This window comes from Kitasatospora griseola, from assembly GCF_014648555.1.
Lineage (GTDB): Bacteria > Actinomycetota > Actinomycetes > Streptomycetales > Streptomycetaceae > Kitasatospora > Kitasatospora griseola.
Genome location: NZ_BMRI01000002.1, coordinates 247,344 through 261,536, shown reverse-complemented (window position 1 = coordinate 261,536; position 14,193 = coordinate 247,344). Strand labels below are relative to the sequence as shown.

Genomic DNA, 14,193 nt, shown 5'->3' with positions numbered 1-14,193 from the left:
CCAACTCGGTCTCGTGCTCGGCGTCACCTACCGCTCCGGCGCCGTCCTCATCGACGGCAGCACCCCGCCCGAGCCGGGCACGGACTACGTCCCCACCGCAGAGCCGGGCCGTCGCCTGCCGCACCTCCGGCTCACCCGCGATCGCTCCACCCTCGACACCCTCGGCGAGTGGTTCACCCTGCTCACCCCGGACCCCACCCAATGGGAGCAACAGGCCGCCGCACCATGGCCGTTGCACATCGAAGCCCTTCCCATTGAGCACACCGATCTCTGCGGCCTCCGGCCGCACGGAGCGCTGCTCGTCCGACCTGACGGCCACATCGGCGCCCGCTGGCGGGACCGCCCGCCGAGCGACGCCACCCTCCAGCGCGCCCTCACCGCGATCACCCGCTCGACAGCCCCCTGGCAGCCCGGCACCCGATGACGCGAACCACCGCGGACCTCGCATACGGAGCGACCCGTCGGACGCTGCGCCGTCAGTTCGCCGCGAGTTGTGCGGCGAGCGCGGAGCTGAGCCAGGTGTTCGCGGCGCCGAGCGTCGGGGCCGGGGCCAACTCGCCTGCGAGCGCCCAGTAGCGGCGCATGGCGGGGTGGTCGCCCACCGCGAGTTCGCGGCCGAGTTCGCGGCGGTAGTCGGGAGTGTCGTGGCGGTCGTGCGCCCGGGCGTGGGCGGCGACGAAGCAGTCCAGGGCCTCGCCCGCGGCGGGGTCGCGACCGGCGAGCAGGGCGGGCGCGACCAGGTCGTAGGCCTCGCGCAGGCCGTCGTAGAGCATGTCCGGCCGTGGCAGGGAGGGGCGGTGATCCGCCAGGCACGCGTTGTTCACGGCCGCGGTCAGTTCGTGCAGCCGGGCGAAGGCCAGCACGTGTGCCGGCGAGGGTTGCTCCGGCAGCGACGGCACCGCCGCCTCCACGATGGCGGCCACCAGCCGAGCGGGGAGCCTCACCGGCAGCAGCCCGCGCCAGTAGCGGACCAGGGTCTCCGTGTCGGGAGGGGTGCCGAGCGCGCCGACCAGGCGCAGGAGCTCGGCGCGCTCCACGGGCGCGGCCTCGTGCAGCAGCCGCAGCGCCGCCTCCCGCCAGCGCAGCGCGGCGATCTCGGCGCCCAGGCTGTCCAACTGCCGGGCCACGACGGCCTCAAGACCCTCGTCGAAGCCCTCACCGGCCCCGTCCTCGGCTGTCTCCTCGGCGACGACACGGGCGACTTCCGGCAGCGGCACGTCCAGCGCGCGCAGCGAGCGGATCAGCCGCAACCGCTCCAGCGCCTGCGGGGCGTAACGACGGTGTCCGCCGCCGCTGCGACCGGCCTCGGGCAGCAGGCCCTGCTCCGAGTAGAAACGCACTGCCTTCACGCTCACCCGGGCGCGCTCGGCGAGCTCACCGATGCTCAGCAGGTCGTGCGGCAGCACCACTTGAACCTCCCGTTGGGGGAGTTCCTACCGTACCCGCATGCGAAGCGATCAAGAGATTCGGACCGCGTTCATCCTGGCCTCCGGCCCGTTCACCGGCGGGCTGCTGTGGGACCGGGTGGGCGAGAAACTGCGCGAGGCGGGCGCCGAGGTGCACGCCGCGACGCTGACCGGCACGGGCGGCGGTGCGGCGCCCGCAGGCGGGGTGGACGAGGGCGAGGTGGAGTTGGAGACCCACATCGCCGACGTGGTGCGGCTGATCGACGCGGTCACCGCGCCGACGGTGGTGCTCGTCGGCCACGACTACGCCATCCACCCCGTGCTCGGCGCGGCGCAGCGCCGCGTGGAGCAGGTCACCCGGATCGTCTACCTGGACTCCGGGCTGCCGCAGGACGGCGACCTGCCCCTCGCGCTGGTGCCCGACACGGACGTGCACGCGCTCCTGCGCGAGCGGCCGGACGCGACCGTGCCGGCGCCCGCGCCCGACCAGTGGCAGCGGTGGGGCAACACGACCGGCCTGTCGCCCGCCGACCTGGAGCGGCTGTCGTCGCTCGCCGCGCCGCAGCCGGGCCGGACGCTGACCGAGCCGCTACGCCTGACCGGTGCACTGAGGAGCGTGCCGACCAGCGGCGTCCTGTGCACGGCGAGCGGGCTCACCATCGAGGCCGTGCAGCAGTTGGTGACGTCGGGCATGCCGCAGTTCCAGGCCCTCGCCGGGCCTGGCGTGGGCTTCTTCGAGCTGGCCACGGGCCACTGGCCGATGCTCTCCTGCCCCGACGAGCTGGCCACCACACTGTTGCGCGCCGCCGCCGGCGAGGGCCACCGGCTCACTCCGGCGAACAACACGCCGTTCCAGGAACGTCCGTTCCTGCTCGACGTGCCGGTGGCGGCACGGGAACGCACCGGACGTCTGGACCTGCACCTGCCGGACCCGGCCGACGACGACGGCCCCCGCCCGGCGATCCTCTTCGTCCACGGCGGTCCGCTGCCGCGCGACCTGGTGCCCGACCTGCGCGACTGGCCGCTCTACGTCGGCCACGCCCGGCTCGCGGCGAGCCGGGGCGTGGTCGGCGCGGTCGTCGCCCACCGGCTCCACGCGACGTCCGACTACCCGACGGCCGCGGCGGACGTCGCGGAGGCGCTGCGGGTGCTGCGGGCGGACCCGCGCGTCGACGCGGACCGGATCGCGCTGTGGGTCTTCTCCGGCGGCGGCCTGCTGCTCTCCGACCACCTGGCCGCTCCCCAGCCCTGGCTGCGCTGCGTCGCCGCCAACTACCCGGTGCTGGCGCCGCTGGCGGGCTGGGTCGGTGTCGACCCGCGCTTCGCTCCGGCCGCGGTGCTGCCGAAGGCAGGCCGACTGCCGATCGTGCTGACCCGGGTGGGGCTCGAAGCGCCGGACATCGCCGCGACGGTCGCCGCGTTCGTGGCGGCCGCGGACGAGTGCGGCGCGGCGCTGGAGCTCGTGGACGTGCCGCACGCGATGCACGGATTCGACGTGCACGACCCCACGGACGAGACCCGCGAGGCCGTGCAGCGCGCGCTGTCCGCCGTCCTCACGCACCTTCGCGCCTGACCGAACGCCCGCACCGGGCAACGGAGGTGTCCGCCTCGGCAGCAGGCGGGCACCCCGTGGCGGGCCAGGGGCGGCCGGCGCGTGGGGGATGCCGGGCGGGCCTCCTGCGACCCGGTTCGGCCCGTCAGGCGGACGGGTTGCCACGGACGATGCGGTGGCCGCGCGCCCAGGGTTGCCGAAACGTGCGGGTGCACCGAGCCGAACTCCACCCGTTCGAGTGAATCTGACGATAAGTCAGTTCTATTGCTGCTCGCCCGACCAGGATCGGTTCGGTATCCGTTCACGAAAGGGTGATCCCACATGACCGATCCGACCCCGCAGGCCACCGAGGCGATGCTCACCGACATCGCCGCCAACGGCATCTGGGGCGAAGGCCTGACCCCCAGCGATTCCGTGCTCAACGTCAGCCAGGCCCTGCTGGCGGCACTGCGGGGCGAGAAGGGCTCCCAACTGCCTGCGGAGCTCGCCGAGTTGGTGGCCAAGGTCCAGGGGATTGCCGCGACCGAGGTGTCCGGCATCACCGGCGACGACGGCGTCCGCCTGTCGGGGCTCGCCATCAAGCTCCGGGACGGCAAGCCGCACCCGGTGGTGATCGTTCCGGCCGGCTGGAACCCGTACGGCTGGCTGCCGTTCCTGTACCTGTACCTCACGCTGGCCCGCAAGGGCTACCACGTTCTCGCCTACACGCCGCGTGGCATCGGCATCAAGGGGTGGGTGTCCACCTCCGAGGGCTTCATCGACGTCGGCGGGCCCAACGACTGGTCGGACGGCGTGCGGGTGATCGACTTCGCGCAGGAGCACTTCGCCCCGAGCAAGGTCGGCTTCCTCGGCGAGTCCTACGGTTCCGGGATCAGCCAGCTGGTCGCCGCGCACGACCCGGCCGGCCGGGTGGAGGCCGTGGTCGCGCTGAGCACCTGGGGCAACCTCGCCACCAGCCTGTACGCCAACAACACCCGGCACCTCGCGGCCGTCAACGCGCTGATCGGCTTCACCGGCGGCCCGATGGAGGAGAAGTTCGACGAGGACACCCGGCGGATCCTCACGAACTTCCTCGCCGGCCAGGAACTGGACGAGGTGGTGGCCTGGGGCAACAGGCGCTCCCCGCAGACCTACACCGACCGCACCAACGAGCGGGGGATCCCGACGTTCGTCTCCAACACCTGGCACGAGACGCTGTTCCCGGTCGGCCCGGTGATCGAGACGTTCCAGCAGCTCACCGTCCCCAAGCACCTGAACCTGTGGATCGGCGACCACGGCGCCCCCGAGGGCCCCGGCCTGGCCGGCCTGGCGACCGGCCTGCCCTTCCCGGGGCTGGCGAAGCCGATCCAGGAGGCGTTCGACTGGCTCGACCACCACCTGCTGGGCGTGGACAACGAGGTGCCGCAGTGGCCGCAGGTGGTCAGCCAGTCCATGTTCACCTACCGGACCACCACCGTCCCCGGCGGCAGCGAGCTGATCCTCGTTCCGGCGCACCGCGAGTCCTACGCGTCCTGGGACGAGGTCACCATCAGCAGCGAGATCTGGTACCTCACCGGCACCGGCGCCACCGCCGACGGCGCGCTGACCGACAAGCCGACCACCGGCTGGTCGCGGGACTTCGTTGTCGGCGACACGCCCTCGGCCACCGCCGGCGCCCTGCTCAAGACCGGGCAGCAGGAGTGGTACGGCAACCCCAAGCGCTACGACCTTCCGACCTTCGAGCGCGAGCAGCTGCTGGTCTGGTCGACCGACCCGCTGACCGCACGAGGCGAGGAGCCGGGCCGCCGGATCCGCGGCGCGGCCACCGTGCAGCTCACCGTGCGCAGCTCGGCCGGCTCCGCCGCCCTGGTGGCCTACCTGTACGACGTCGCCCCGGACGGCGCCGCGCGGCTCATCACGCACGAGCCGTACACCGCGACCGACCTGGAGCCCGGGGTCGACTTCACCGTCAACTGGCAGCTCCAGGCGGCCTCCTACGACGTACCGGCCGGCCACCGGCTGGCCCTCGTCGTCAACAGCCGCGACCCGCTGTACTCCACGGTCGCCGTGACCGGCGGCACCACCACCATCAGCTCGCCCACCGGCAGCGCGGCGGCCCTGGAACTGCCGCTCGGCTGACCCGCCCAACGCTCCCACGGCCCGCCGCAGCACTGCGGCGGGCCGTCGGCCTGCCAGTCGCCCACCGGCCGCTGACTTCTCCGTCCAGTGCGCCGTGGCGCCGATCGCGCCGGCCGGCTCCCCGAGCAGGCCGCCGTCTTCCTGCGCCACGGAACCGAGCAGGGTGCCGACCGGCTCACCGACCTGTTCGGGGCCGTCCGCGACTGCCGGAAGCCCGCCAGGCTCGGGCCGGGGACGGCCTGCGGGCAGGTGGTCGCCCGGATTTACGAGACGGCTCGCGGGCGCGCCGCCGCCGTCCCGCAGGCCGAGGCCGAAGTGCGCGCGCCGCTGCGTCAACTACCGTGCGGATGCCGGTAGCTGACGGTGGCGCGCTACTTGCCGACGAGCTTCCGGGCGATGATTCCGCTGAGCGTCCTGGGCGCCAGCCGTCGGGCCGTCCACAGGGCCCGGGTGCCGCGTCCGGGGAAGGCCCACGGTCGGCCGCGGGTCAGTGCCCGGTCCATCGAGTCCAGTACTGCTTCGATGCTCAACCCGGGGCGGGGGCCGAGGAGTTGAGGAGACTCGACGCGGATCCGGTCCAGCATCGGCGTCTCCACCGCCGGCGGGCAGACGCACAGGACGCGGATGCCGTCGGCCCGGTGCTCGGCCGTGACGATCTCGGCGAGGAAGTGTACCGCGGCCTTCGCCGCGCCGTACCCGCCGCCCATCGGCACCGGCACCCATCCGCCGATCGACCCCAACAGCACCACCTCGCCGCCGCCCCGGGCCGCCATCAACGGCACCAGCGCGTGCACCATGCGCAGCGTCCCGCCGTACACGATGTCCATCACCCGCAGGGTGTCCGCCGGATCCTGATCGAGCAGCGGCCCCATCACACCGACGCCGGCGCTGTGCACCAGCCGGCGCGGCGGTCCCAACTCCCGTGCCACGTCGAGCGCGAAGGCGGCAACTGCCTCCCCGTCGGCGACATCGCAGACGAACGGACGCACCCCGGACGCCTCGGCGGCCAGCCCGTCCAGACCGGCCGCATCCACGTCCACCGCCGCGACCGCCCAGCCCGCCCGGGCCAGCCGTAACGCCGCCGCCCGCCCGATACCACTGGCAGCGCCGGTGACGACGACAACATCTCCTGACAAGGACGCCACACCCCCCACTCCTGGGCCCGCAGAACGCCGGACACACCCCTCCGGCCCGAGCCGTACCGTCCGGAGGAGCCCTACCCCGCCGACCCGCCGGCAACGCCACCGGCGCCGCACCCGTTTACTGAGTCACCCTCCTCGGCCGTCATCCGCGACCGACCGCAGGCGCGGATGAAGGACGGTCAGGACGGGTCTGCGGTGCGGTGATATGGCCGGGCCGGCTTCCCGAACATCGCTCGGCGCAGCCATCGCCCGCTACTGAATTCGGACCAGTCGCGTCGGAAGAGGGTGCCCGTTCGAGCGGGAGCCTGCCGACCGCTCGCCACGCCGTCCACCCGGGGCCCAGGTCGAGAATCGCCCATGGCGGCGCTCCACAACTCCGCGCAGCGTCAAGCAAATTGGTGGGAATCATTCGGGGAGCCACATGTGCCCCGCCAGGCCGAGGCACATGGGTCAGCGACGACGACCCCCTGGTCGTCGCGGCGCGCGCCACGGGCGAACGGGCCTGGGCCGCGATGGATGCCAACGGTGACGGCGTGATGACCTACCAGGAGTACGACGCCTGGGTGGACGCCGAAAAGTTCGACACCGTCTGCCAGTTCGCCCTCGGCGCCCTCTTCGACCTCGCCGACGCCGACCAGGACGGCGCCCTCGACCGGGCACAGTTCACCGCACTGCGTCAGGCGCTCGGCAACCGGGCCGACAACGCCGACGCGGCCTTCGACGCACTGGACCCCACCAACTCCGGACGCGTCGACCGCGCCGCGTACCTGGCAGCGATCCGCGCCTACGTCACGGGCGACGAGTCACCGATGGGCGTCGCTCTGTACTGACAGCCAAGTGCGCTGATCGGCGCGGGACTTGGTCGATCGCCAGACGGCTCCCGCTGCGCGTGCCGGCGCGGGTGGCACGCGGAGGGCGCTGTCACAGCCGGATGATGCAGTGGTCGTTGCACTCCCGCCGAGGCAGAAGTCGCGGTGGGTGCGGATCCGTCAGGCTGGGCCGTGGCTTCAACGGACCGACCCGCGCCCGCTGCCCGGCTGAATCTCCCGTGCGCCCGGGCCGTGGTGACCGGTACCGTCCGCGGGTGACCCGTCGAACCCCGCCGCGCCCCTTGAGCGTCGAAGAGCGGTTTCCCGTCCTGCTGTGCGACGAGATCACCTCGGCCCTCGACGCCGCCACCGCCGACGGCATCATGGACCTCCTCCACGACCTGCGCGCCGCCCGGGGCCTCGCCGTCCTCCTGGTCAGCCACGGTCTGGCCCTGGTGGCGGCCCACGCGGATCACCTGCTCACCCTGGAACGCGCTTACGCAGCACCGTAGTCGGTCAGGGACCGAAGACCACCAGGTAGGCCACGCCGCAGGCCAGCAGGTAGACCGCCACTGCGAGGGGCAGCGCGCGCCAGGGCGAGCGCCCGCGACGCCGGGCCCGGATCGCGCCCACGGAGGCGAGCACCACGGTCGCCAGCAGGCCGGCCCACGGAAGGGTGACGGTGAGCGCCCACACGGCCGGGTTGCACACCGCCGCGGAGCCGTCCGGACTCCCGGTGCCGCAGCTGTCCGTGGCGAACAGCATTCCGAACGAGAACAGCGCGTCGACCAGGGCGCCGAGCACCGCGAACAGCACCACCACGACGATGAACCCGACCGGCGCTCCGGCCGGTCTGCCCGTGGCTGCCGGGCCGTACCCGGGCATCGCGGGCCGGTCCTGATAGTCCCCCACCGTTCCTGATCCTCCTCACTGCACGGCGCCTCTCCCCGACCCGCCGTGTCCTCGAAGCGGCACACCTTATCCAGTCGAAGTCCGGGCTGTCACTCGGCAGTTGCCCCCTGGTCGCCGGGGGTCTCCAGCTGCCTTGGCCCGCGCGGATCGGTCGCAGGGAGACCATCGTCGCCGGTCCGGGGACCTTCGGCCTCGAAGCGGTGCACCGCCCGGCCCCAGCGGACGGCCGGGCCGGCGAGGTGGGATGGAGACAGCTCGGCAGCCGGTGCACACCGGGGCCGCTCCGCCACGGTCAGAAGGGCAGGACCATCATGAAGGCCGCCGTCGTCCACGCGTTCACCGAACCGCTCGCCGTCGAGGACCGTCCCGTCCCGACCCCGGACTCGCGGCAGGTCCTGGTCCGGCTGGAGGCCTGCGGGCTGTGCCACACCGACATCCACGCCGCCCGCGGCGACTGGCCGGTGAAGCCCGGTCTGCCGTTCGTCCCCGGTCACGAAGGCGTCGGCATCGTGGAGGCGATCGGCGAAGAGGTGCGGCACGTGCGGATCGGGGAGCGGGTCGCCATCGCCTGGCTCGCCGACGCCTGCGGCCGCTGCGACCACTGCGTGGCCGGCCGGGAGACGCTCTGCCAGGCCCAGCACAACAGCGGCTACTCGGTGGACGGCGCCTACGCCGAGTACGCGCTCGCCCACGGCGACTACGTGGTGCCCGTCCCCGACGGCGTCGACCCGCTGGACGCCGCCCCGCTGACCTGCGCCGGCGTCACCACCTACAAGGCGCTCAAGGTCTCCGGCGCCCGCCCCGGCACCCGGGTGCTGATCTCCGGCATCGGCGGCCTCGGCCACCTCGCCCTGCAGTACGCCCGGATCTTCGGCGCCGAGACCATCGCCGTCGACGTCACCGACGAGAAGCTGGCCCTGGCCCGCGAACTCGGCGCCGACCACGTCCTGGACGCCCGGTTCCAGGACGTCGCCGCCGAGGTCCAGGCGCTCGGCGGCGCCCACGCGGCGATCGCCCTCGCCGTCAGCAACGACTCGTTCCGTGCCGCGTACGGCGCGCTGCGCCGCGGCGGCACCCTCGTCCTGGTGGCGCTCCCGGCCGACGGGACGCTCGAACTGCCGGTGTTCGACACGGTGTTGAACGGCACCTCGGTGATCGGCTCGATCGTCGGCACCCGCGAGGATCTGGCCGAGGTGTTCCGGCTGCACTCCCTCGGCCGCACCCGGGTGATCCGCGAGACCCGCCGGCTGGACGAGGTGAACGGCTGCTTCGACGAGGTGCTGAGCGGCAAGGTCGCCGCCCGCCTGGTCTTCGACCTGCGCGCCTGAACGCGCCCCGATTCCTTCCCACAGACCCGAAAGGAAACACCATGGACAGGACGGCACAGCGACGGATCGTGGTGGGCGTCGACGGATCGGCGTCCTCCCGGGCGGCCCTGCGGTGGGCGGCCCGCCAGGCGGCCGTGGTCGGCGCCACCGTCGAGGCGATCACCACCTGGGAGTACCCGGCCGCGTTCGGCTGGAGCGTCCCCGTCGTCGACGCGGACATCGCCGCGTCCGCCGCGAAGACCCTCGCCGAGACCGTCGCCCAGGAGGCCGCGGAGCACGGCGTCGAGATCCGCGAACGGGTCGAGTCCGGCAACGCCGCCCAGATCCTCCTGGAGGCCGCCGAAGGCGCCGAACTCCTGGTGCTCGGCAACCGCGGCCACCACGGCTTCGCCAAGGCCCTGCTCGGCTCCGTCAGCCAGCACTGCGTCCAGCACGCGAGCTGCCCGGTGGTCGTCGTCCGGTAGTCCGTAACCACGAGTGCGCCTCCGCCGACCGGCGGAGGCGCACTCGTGTTCCGACGCCGCGTCAGCCCGCGGGCGTCGCCTCGGCGTCGCCGGAGGACAGCGCGGCCAGCTGCTCGATCAGGGTGTCGGTGCTGCGGTAGGTCAGGCCGGCCAGCGCGATGTGGCGCCAGCGGACGATGCCGGCGGCGTCGAGGACGAAGACCGAGCGGCGCAGGCCGATGCCCGGGGCGGTGATGCCCCAGGACCTGGCCAGGGCCTCGCCGGTGTCGGTCAGCAGGGGGAGGTGCAACTCGCGCTTGCGGGCGAAGCGTTCGTGGCTGTCGAGGTCCTGGCCGCTGATGCACCAGACGGCCGCGCCGAGGTCGGTGAAGCGGGCGAGGTCGGAGTTGTAGGAGCAGAGCTGGCGGGTGCAGACCAGGGTGTCGTCGCCCGGGTAGAAGGCCAGCACGAGCGGGCTGCCCTTGGCGTCGGCGAGGCGGTACTCGCGGCGGTGGGCGGTGTCTCCGTCGAACTGGACTCCGGGCAGGGTGAACTCAGGGGCGGGTGTGCCCGGTTCGGGCGGTCTGGCCATGGTCGGGGCCTTCCTCGGGAGGGACGGGGACGTGCGGGACGGTCGGCTGCGGGAGTCGGCCGTTGGTGCGGTCGGGCGGGTAGAACTGCCGGGACCAGCGCCGGAACGGGCCGATCGGGCCGTCGCCGGCGGCGAGCCGCGGGCGGGAAAGATACTGCTTGGTGGACCAGATCGGGAAGTCCGCAGCGGTGAACTCGCAGCTGAACCGGAACATCGGGCCGGCCAGCAGCCGGGTCAGCGAGCGGCTGACGGTGCGGGCCAACGCCGGTGGCAGGACGGACGGTTCGGTCACCAGGAAGCGGCTGGCCTGCCGGAACTGCATCCGGCCGGGCGCGGTCTGGGTGGCCATCACCAGGGAGCACATCTCCAGGCCGAGCGCCGGCGTGTGGATGTCGGTGTGCAGGCAGCTCAGGCCGTAGCCGTCGACCTCGACGTCGACCTGGCGGCGGCCGATCAGGGGGAACTCCTCCTGCACCCGCATCGAGACGTGGAAGGTCACGTCGCCGAACGCGACGGGGGCGGCGAGTTCGCCGCGGGACCAGCCGTGCAGGGTCTGGAAGTGCCCGACGTCCACGGAGTTCTCCATGACGTCCTGGGCGTAGCCGGCCATCTCCCAAGTGGCGTGCCGGGCGGGCAGGTTGCCGAGGACGTGCCAGGCGGGGATCTCCCAGTCGGGTTCCCGGCCGTCGTGGTGGTGCCAGACGAAGACGGCGTCGTTGACCTCGCGCACCGGAAGGTGGGTCAGGGCGGCCTTGGGCGGCGGCGGGGTGCCGTAGCCGGTGCGCACACAGCCGCCGTCCGGGCCGAACGCGAAGCGGTGGAAGGGGCAGACCAGGTCGTTGCCGGCCACCTTCGCCAAACCGAGGTGGGCGCCCAGGTGCGGGCAGTAGGGGCGGACCGCCCGGACGCGGCCGTCGCGCTGCCGGTACAGCACGACGTCCTGGCCGGCGAGTCGCCGGGTCAGCACGGTGCCGCGGGCCAGTTCGGCGGTGAAGGCGAGCGCCGCCCAACCGTCCGGGTAGGGCAGGGCCGGCGGCAGCGCGGCGTCGCTCGGGGTCGGGCCCTGGGTGGTGACCTGTCCGAACTTCCGGGACGGTCGCACGGTTCCTCCTGTGGGTCGCGGTGGCGCTGCGGTCGCCCGGTTCAGAGTTCGACGACGACCTTGCCGCGGTTGGCGGCGCGGCCGTCGCCGTACAGGCTCCGGTAGGCGGTGGGGATGGCGTCGAAGCCGTGGTGGACGGTCTGCCGGTAGCGGATCCCGCCGCTGCGGACCAGGGCGCCGACCTCGGCGCGGAGCGCGGCCCAGTTGGGTTCGGTGAACCACTCGGGCGCGAAGATGCCGCGGATGGTGGTCCGCGGGAACAGGATGTACGGCAGCAGGCGGGGCCCGCTGTGGTCGTTGCCGACCTGGGTGGCCCACTGCCAGCAGACCGCGACCCGGCTGTGGACGTTCAGCAGGGTGAACGCCGCGTCGGTGACGGCGCCGCCCAGGTTGTCGAGGTACCGGTCGATGCCGCCCGGCGCGGCCTTGCGCAGCAGGTCGCCGATCCGTTCGGGGTCGTCGCCGTGCCGGTAGACGACGGGTTCGATGCCCAGGTCGGCGAGGTAGTCGGCCTTCTGCTCGGAGCCGGTGGTGCCGATCACCCGGGCGCCGGCCCGGGCGGCGAGCTGTCCGAACAGCGAGCCGACGGAGCCGGTCGCGCCGCTGACCAGGACGGTGTGGTCCGGTTCGACGGCCATGAACTTGGTCATCGTGCCCCAGGCGGTCATGCCGGAGCCGCCCAGGATGCCCAGGGCGGTGCTGACCGGCAGGACGTCGTCGTAGTGCGCGGGGTCGAGGCGGCGGAACTCCGGGAAGACCATCGGGAAGGTCCCGGTCTGCCACGGCCGTTCCGCGCCGGTGCCGACCAGGTGGGTGCACCAGCCGCCGTAGCCCTGGACCAGGTCGCCGACCGCGAACCGGGCGCGCGGCCCGGCCACCAGCACCTCCATCACGGCGTCGCCGCCCATCAGGTCGCCGAGCGGGGTGTCCAGGGTGATGCCGTGCAGGTAGGGGTCGAGCGAGAGGTAGCGGGTGCGGAACAGCATCTCGTCGTCCGCGAGGTCGACGTCGACGTCCTCGACCACCTTCCGGTACATCCGCTCGACGTCGGGCACCCCTTCGAGGTGCTCCTGGACGACCCACTTGGCGATCTGCACGGGCGCTCTCCTCAACGGATCGACGGATCAACGGATCGACGGTCTTCGGATCGACGGTCCACGGGGACGACGAGATGGGTGGGCAGGGGCGCGCTGCGGTCGATCTCGGCCCGGAACGGCAGGCCGTCGTCACGGCAGACGAACTGCATGACGTGCCGGCCGGCGGCGGCGGCCCGGATCAGCCCGCCGGTGGTCGCCCAGACCCCGGAGAGGTAGAAGTTCCGCAGGCCGGGCAGGACCGGGCCGTTGCGCTTCATCTCCTGCTCCAGCGTCTCGCCGCTGGTCACGAACGGCTGCCAGCCGAGCACGGTGCCGTCGTAGTTGCCGGTGTAGCGGACCTGGGTGAGCGGCGTGGAGACGTCCTTGACGGCGACGGCGGCCTTCAGGCCGGGGTAGCGCTGGTCGAGGAAGTCCACGACGGTGTCCCGGACTTGGCGCTTGGCGGTCTGGTAGGCCTTGCCGCGTCCGGTCGGCAGGGTGTGCAGCTCCTCGCCGCGGCGCATCCGGCTCTGCTGCTCCGGGCCGGTGCTGAGGGCCCGCCAGGGCGCGATGTCGCAGAAGTAGCTGGCGTAGACGACGGTGGTGTCCGGCGGCGAGAGCTCGGGGTAGTGCCGGCTGCGGAACTGGACGTTGATGCTGGGGTGGCGGATGCCGGTCAGGGCGGCGGCCCGGTCCTGGTCGAGCAGGTAGGTGGTGCACGGCTCGCCGTCGGGGAAGGGCCGGCGCAGGCCGAGGAAGACGGTGACGTACCCGGGGAAGACCATGCCCGGCTCCGTGATGGTGCTGGTGTACAACTCCCGGTAGGTGTCGCCGAGGTAGCGCCCCTTGAGGAGGTCCATCACGGTGGTCCGGCCGTCGGCGGCGGAGACCACGACGTCCGCGTACAGCTCGCGTCCGTCGCTGAGCCGGACGCCGATCGCCCGGTCGTCCTCGACCAGCACCTCCGTCACCTTGGCGTTGTAGTGGATCTCGCCGCCGAGCCGCCGGTAGCGCTGTTCGATCGAGTGGGCGAGGCCCAGCGAGCCGCCCTCGGGGACGCCGGCGGAGAGGTCGGCGTGGCAGGCCAGTTGGAAGTAGAACGGCAGCACCGGGAAGGCCGGGTGGCGCTCGTACAGGATGTAGTTGAACGCCTCGCGCAGCAGCGGGTGCCTGAACCGCGCCGAGAAGTCGGTCATCAGGGTGCCGATGGAGCGCCGGACGACGTTGAAGTACGGCAGGAAGCCGGCCAGCATCCGCCAGCGCTCCACCGTGCCCATCAGCCCGACCGGCTTGAGGAAGGGGTAACTCGCCAGGCAGGCGCGGAACTTGCGCAGGCCCGCGCAGAACTCCCGGACGGTGCGGGCGTCCTCGGGGGAGATCTCCAGCAGGTGGGCCTCCAACCGGTCCGGGTCGGAGTAGAAGTACACCTCGCCGTGCTCGGTGCGCACGATGTTGAACACGTCGAAGTGGCGCATCTGCTTGCCCTGCAGCGCGCCGAGTTCGAGCCAGATCTGGTGCATCTCGTTGCCCGGTCCGCAGCCGAGCAGCCAGCTGATGCAGCAGTCGAAGGTGAAGTTGCCGCGGTCCCAGCCGGTGCAGCAGCCGCCGGGGATCTCGTGCATCTCCACGACGGTGCTGCGGTAGCCGTTCATCTGGGCGTAGCAGGCGGTGGACAGGCCGCCCAGCCCGCCGCCGATGACGATCATGGTTTCT

15 protein-coding genes are annotated in these 14,193 nt (G+C 72.8%); 8 read left to right on the top strand and 7 right to left on the bottom strand.

Going from position 1 to position 14,193, the window contains the following annotated elements; genetic code table 11:
• Positions 1-424: aromatic-ring hydroxylase C-terminal domain-containing protein (locus tag IEZ12_RS37635; protein ID WP_444542887.1), on the top strand; the 424-nt coding region annotated here is incomplete at its 5' end.
• Between the two features lie 52 nt (positions 425-476).
• Here the strand turns inward: IEZ12_RS37635 and IEZ12_RS03570 are convergent.
• A complete protein-coding gene (locus IEZ12_RS03570) occupies positions 477-1,409 on the bottom strand; it encodes a MerR family transcriptional regulator (RefSeq protein WP_308430980.1) in 933 nt (310 codons plus the stop codon).
• A 37-nt stretch (positions 1,410-1,446) separates the two neighbouring features.
• Between IEZ12_RS03570 and IEZ12_RS03565 the strand changes: the two genes are divergently transcribed.
• The 3 genes from IEZ12_RS03565 to IEZ12_RS03555 all read left to right on the top strand — a co-directional run bounded on the left by IEZ12_RS03565 (position 1,447) and on the right by IEZ12_RS03555 (position 5,433).
• On the top strand, positions 1,447-2,979 hold the full coding sequence (locus tag IEZ12_RS03565; RefSeq protein WP_189270769.1) for an alpha/beta hydrolase: 1,533 nt from the start codon (positions 1,447-1,449) through the stop codon (positions 2,977-2,979).
• 300 nt (positions 2,980-3,279) lie between these two features.
• Complete coding sequence (locus IEZ12_RS03560; RefSeq protein ID WP_189270768.1) at positions 3,280-5,076, top strand: CocE/NonD family hydrolase C-terminal non-catalytic domain-containing protein; 1,797 nt, start codon at positions 3,280-3,282, stop codon at positions 5,074-5,076.
• Between the two features lie 87 nt (positions 5,077-5,163).
• Positions 5,164-5,433: a hypothetical protein gene (locus IEZ12_RS03555; RefSeq protein WP_189270767.1), complete on the top strand. Its 270-nt coding sequence runs from the start codon at positions 5,164-5,166 to the stop codon at positions 5,431-5,433.
• Between the two features lie 14 nt (positions 5,434-5,447).
• On the opposite strand, the gene IEZ12_RS03550 is transcribed toward IEZ12_RS03555, so the two are convergent.
• Positions 5,448-6,212, bottom strand: coding sequence for an SDR family NAD(P)-dependent oxidoreductase (locus tag IEZ12_RS03550; RefSeq protein WP_189270766.1), 765 nt, complete (start codon positions 6,210-6,212; stop codon positions 5,448-5,450).
• Between the two features lie 542 nt (positions 6,213-6,754).
• Here IEZ12_RS03550 and IEZ12_RS03545 point away from each other — a divergent pair.
• Positions 6,755-7,048 carry an EF-hand domain-containing protein gene (locus IEZ12_RS03545; RefSeq protein ID WP_229847194.1) on the top strand — a complete coding sequence of 98 codons (294 nt, stop codon included), beginning with the start codon at positions 6,755-6,757 and terminating at the stop codon, positions 7,046-7,048.
• A 254-nt stretch (positions 7,049-7,302) separates the two neighbouring features.
• Positions 7,303-7,539: a P-loop NTPase family protein gene (locus IEZ12_RS03540; protein WP_189270765.1), complete on the top strand. Its 237-nt coding sequence runs from the start codon at positions 7,303-7,305 to the stop codon at positions 7,537-7,539.
• 4 nt (positions 7,540-7,543) lie between these two features.
• Here IEZ12_RS03540 and IEZ12_RS03535 read toward each other — a convergent pair whose 3' ends face one another.
• Positions 7,544-7,939: a hypothetical protein gene (locus IEZ12_RS03535; RefSeq protein ID WP_189270764.1), complete on the bottom strand. Its 396-nt coding sequence runs from the start codon at positions 7,937-7,939 to the stop codon at positions 7,544-7,546.
• Between the two features lie 311 nt (positions 7,940-8,250).
• Between IEZ12_RS03535 and adhP the strand changes: the two genes are divergently transcribed.
• Both adhP and IEZ12_RS03525 read left to right on the top strand, forming a co-directional pair.
• Positions 8,251-9,267, top strand: a complete 1,017-nt coding sequence (adhP, locus tag IEZ12_RS03530) for an alcohol dehydrogenase AdhP (RefSeq protein WP_189270763.1) — start codon at positions 8,251-8,253, stop codon at positions 9,265-9,267.
• Between the two features lie 41 nt (positions 9,268-9,308).
• Positions 9,309-9,731, top strand: coding sequence for a universal stress protein (locus tag IEZ12_RS03525; protein WP_100586204.1), 423 nt, complete (start codon positions 9,309-9,311; stop codon positions 9,729-9,731).
• Positions 9,732-9,792: 61 nt separating this feature from the next.
• Here the strand turns inward: IEZ12_RS03525 and IEZ12_RS03520 are convergent, their stop codons facing one another.
• From IEZ12_RS03520 to IEZ12_RS03505, 4 genes are read right to left on the bottom strand one after another with little or no spacing between them, the layout of a single operon-like run.
• Complete coding sequence (locus tag IEZ12_RS03520; RefSeq protein WP_100586205.1) at positions 9,793-10,302, bottom strand: peroxiredoxin; 510 nt, start codon at positions 10,300-10,302, stop codon at positions 9,793-9,795.
• Positions 10,265-11,404: a Rieske 2Fe-2S domain-containing protein gene (locus tag IEZ12_RS03515; RefSeq protein WP_189270762.1), complete on the bottom strand. Its 1,140-nt coding sequence runs from the start codon at positions 11,402-11,404 to the stop codon at positions 10,265-10,267. The genes IEZ12_RS03520 and IEZ12_RS03515 overlap by 38 nt, the downstream gene beginning before the upstream one ends.
• Before the next feature lie 41 nt (positions 11,405-11,445).
• Positions 11,446-12,501: an MDR family NADP-dependent oxidoreductase gene (locus IEZ12_RS03510; protein ID WP_189270761.1), complete on the bottom strand. Its 1,056-nt coding sequence runs from the start codon at positions 12,499-12,501 to the stop codon at positions 11,446-11,448.
• An 11-nt stretch (positions 12,502-12,512) separates the two neighbouring features.
• Complete coding sequence (locus tag IEZ12_RS03505) at positions 12,513-14,186, bottom strand: phytoene desaturase family protein (RefSeq protein ID WP_189270880.1); 1,674 nt, start codon at positions 14,184-14,186, stop codon at positions 12,513-12,515.
• Between the last annotated feature and the right edge of the window lie 7 nt (positions 14,187-14,193).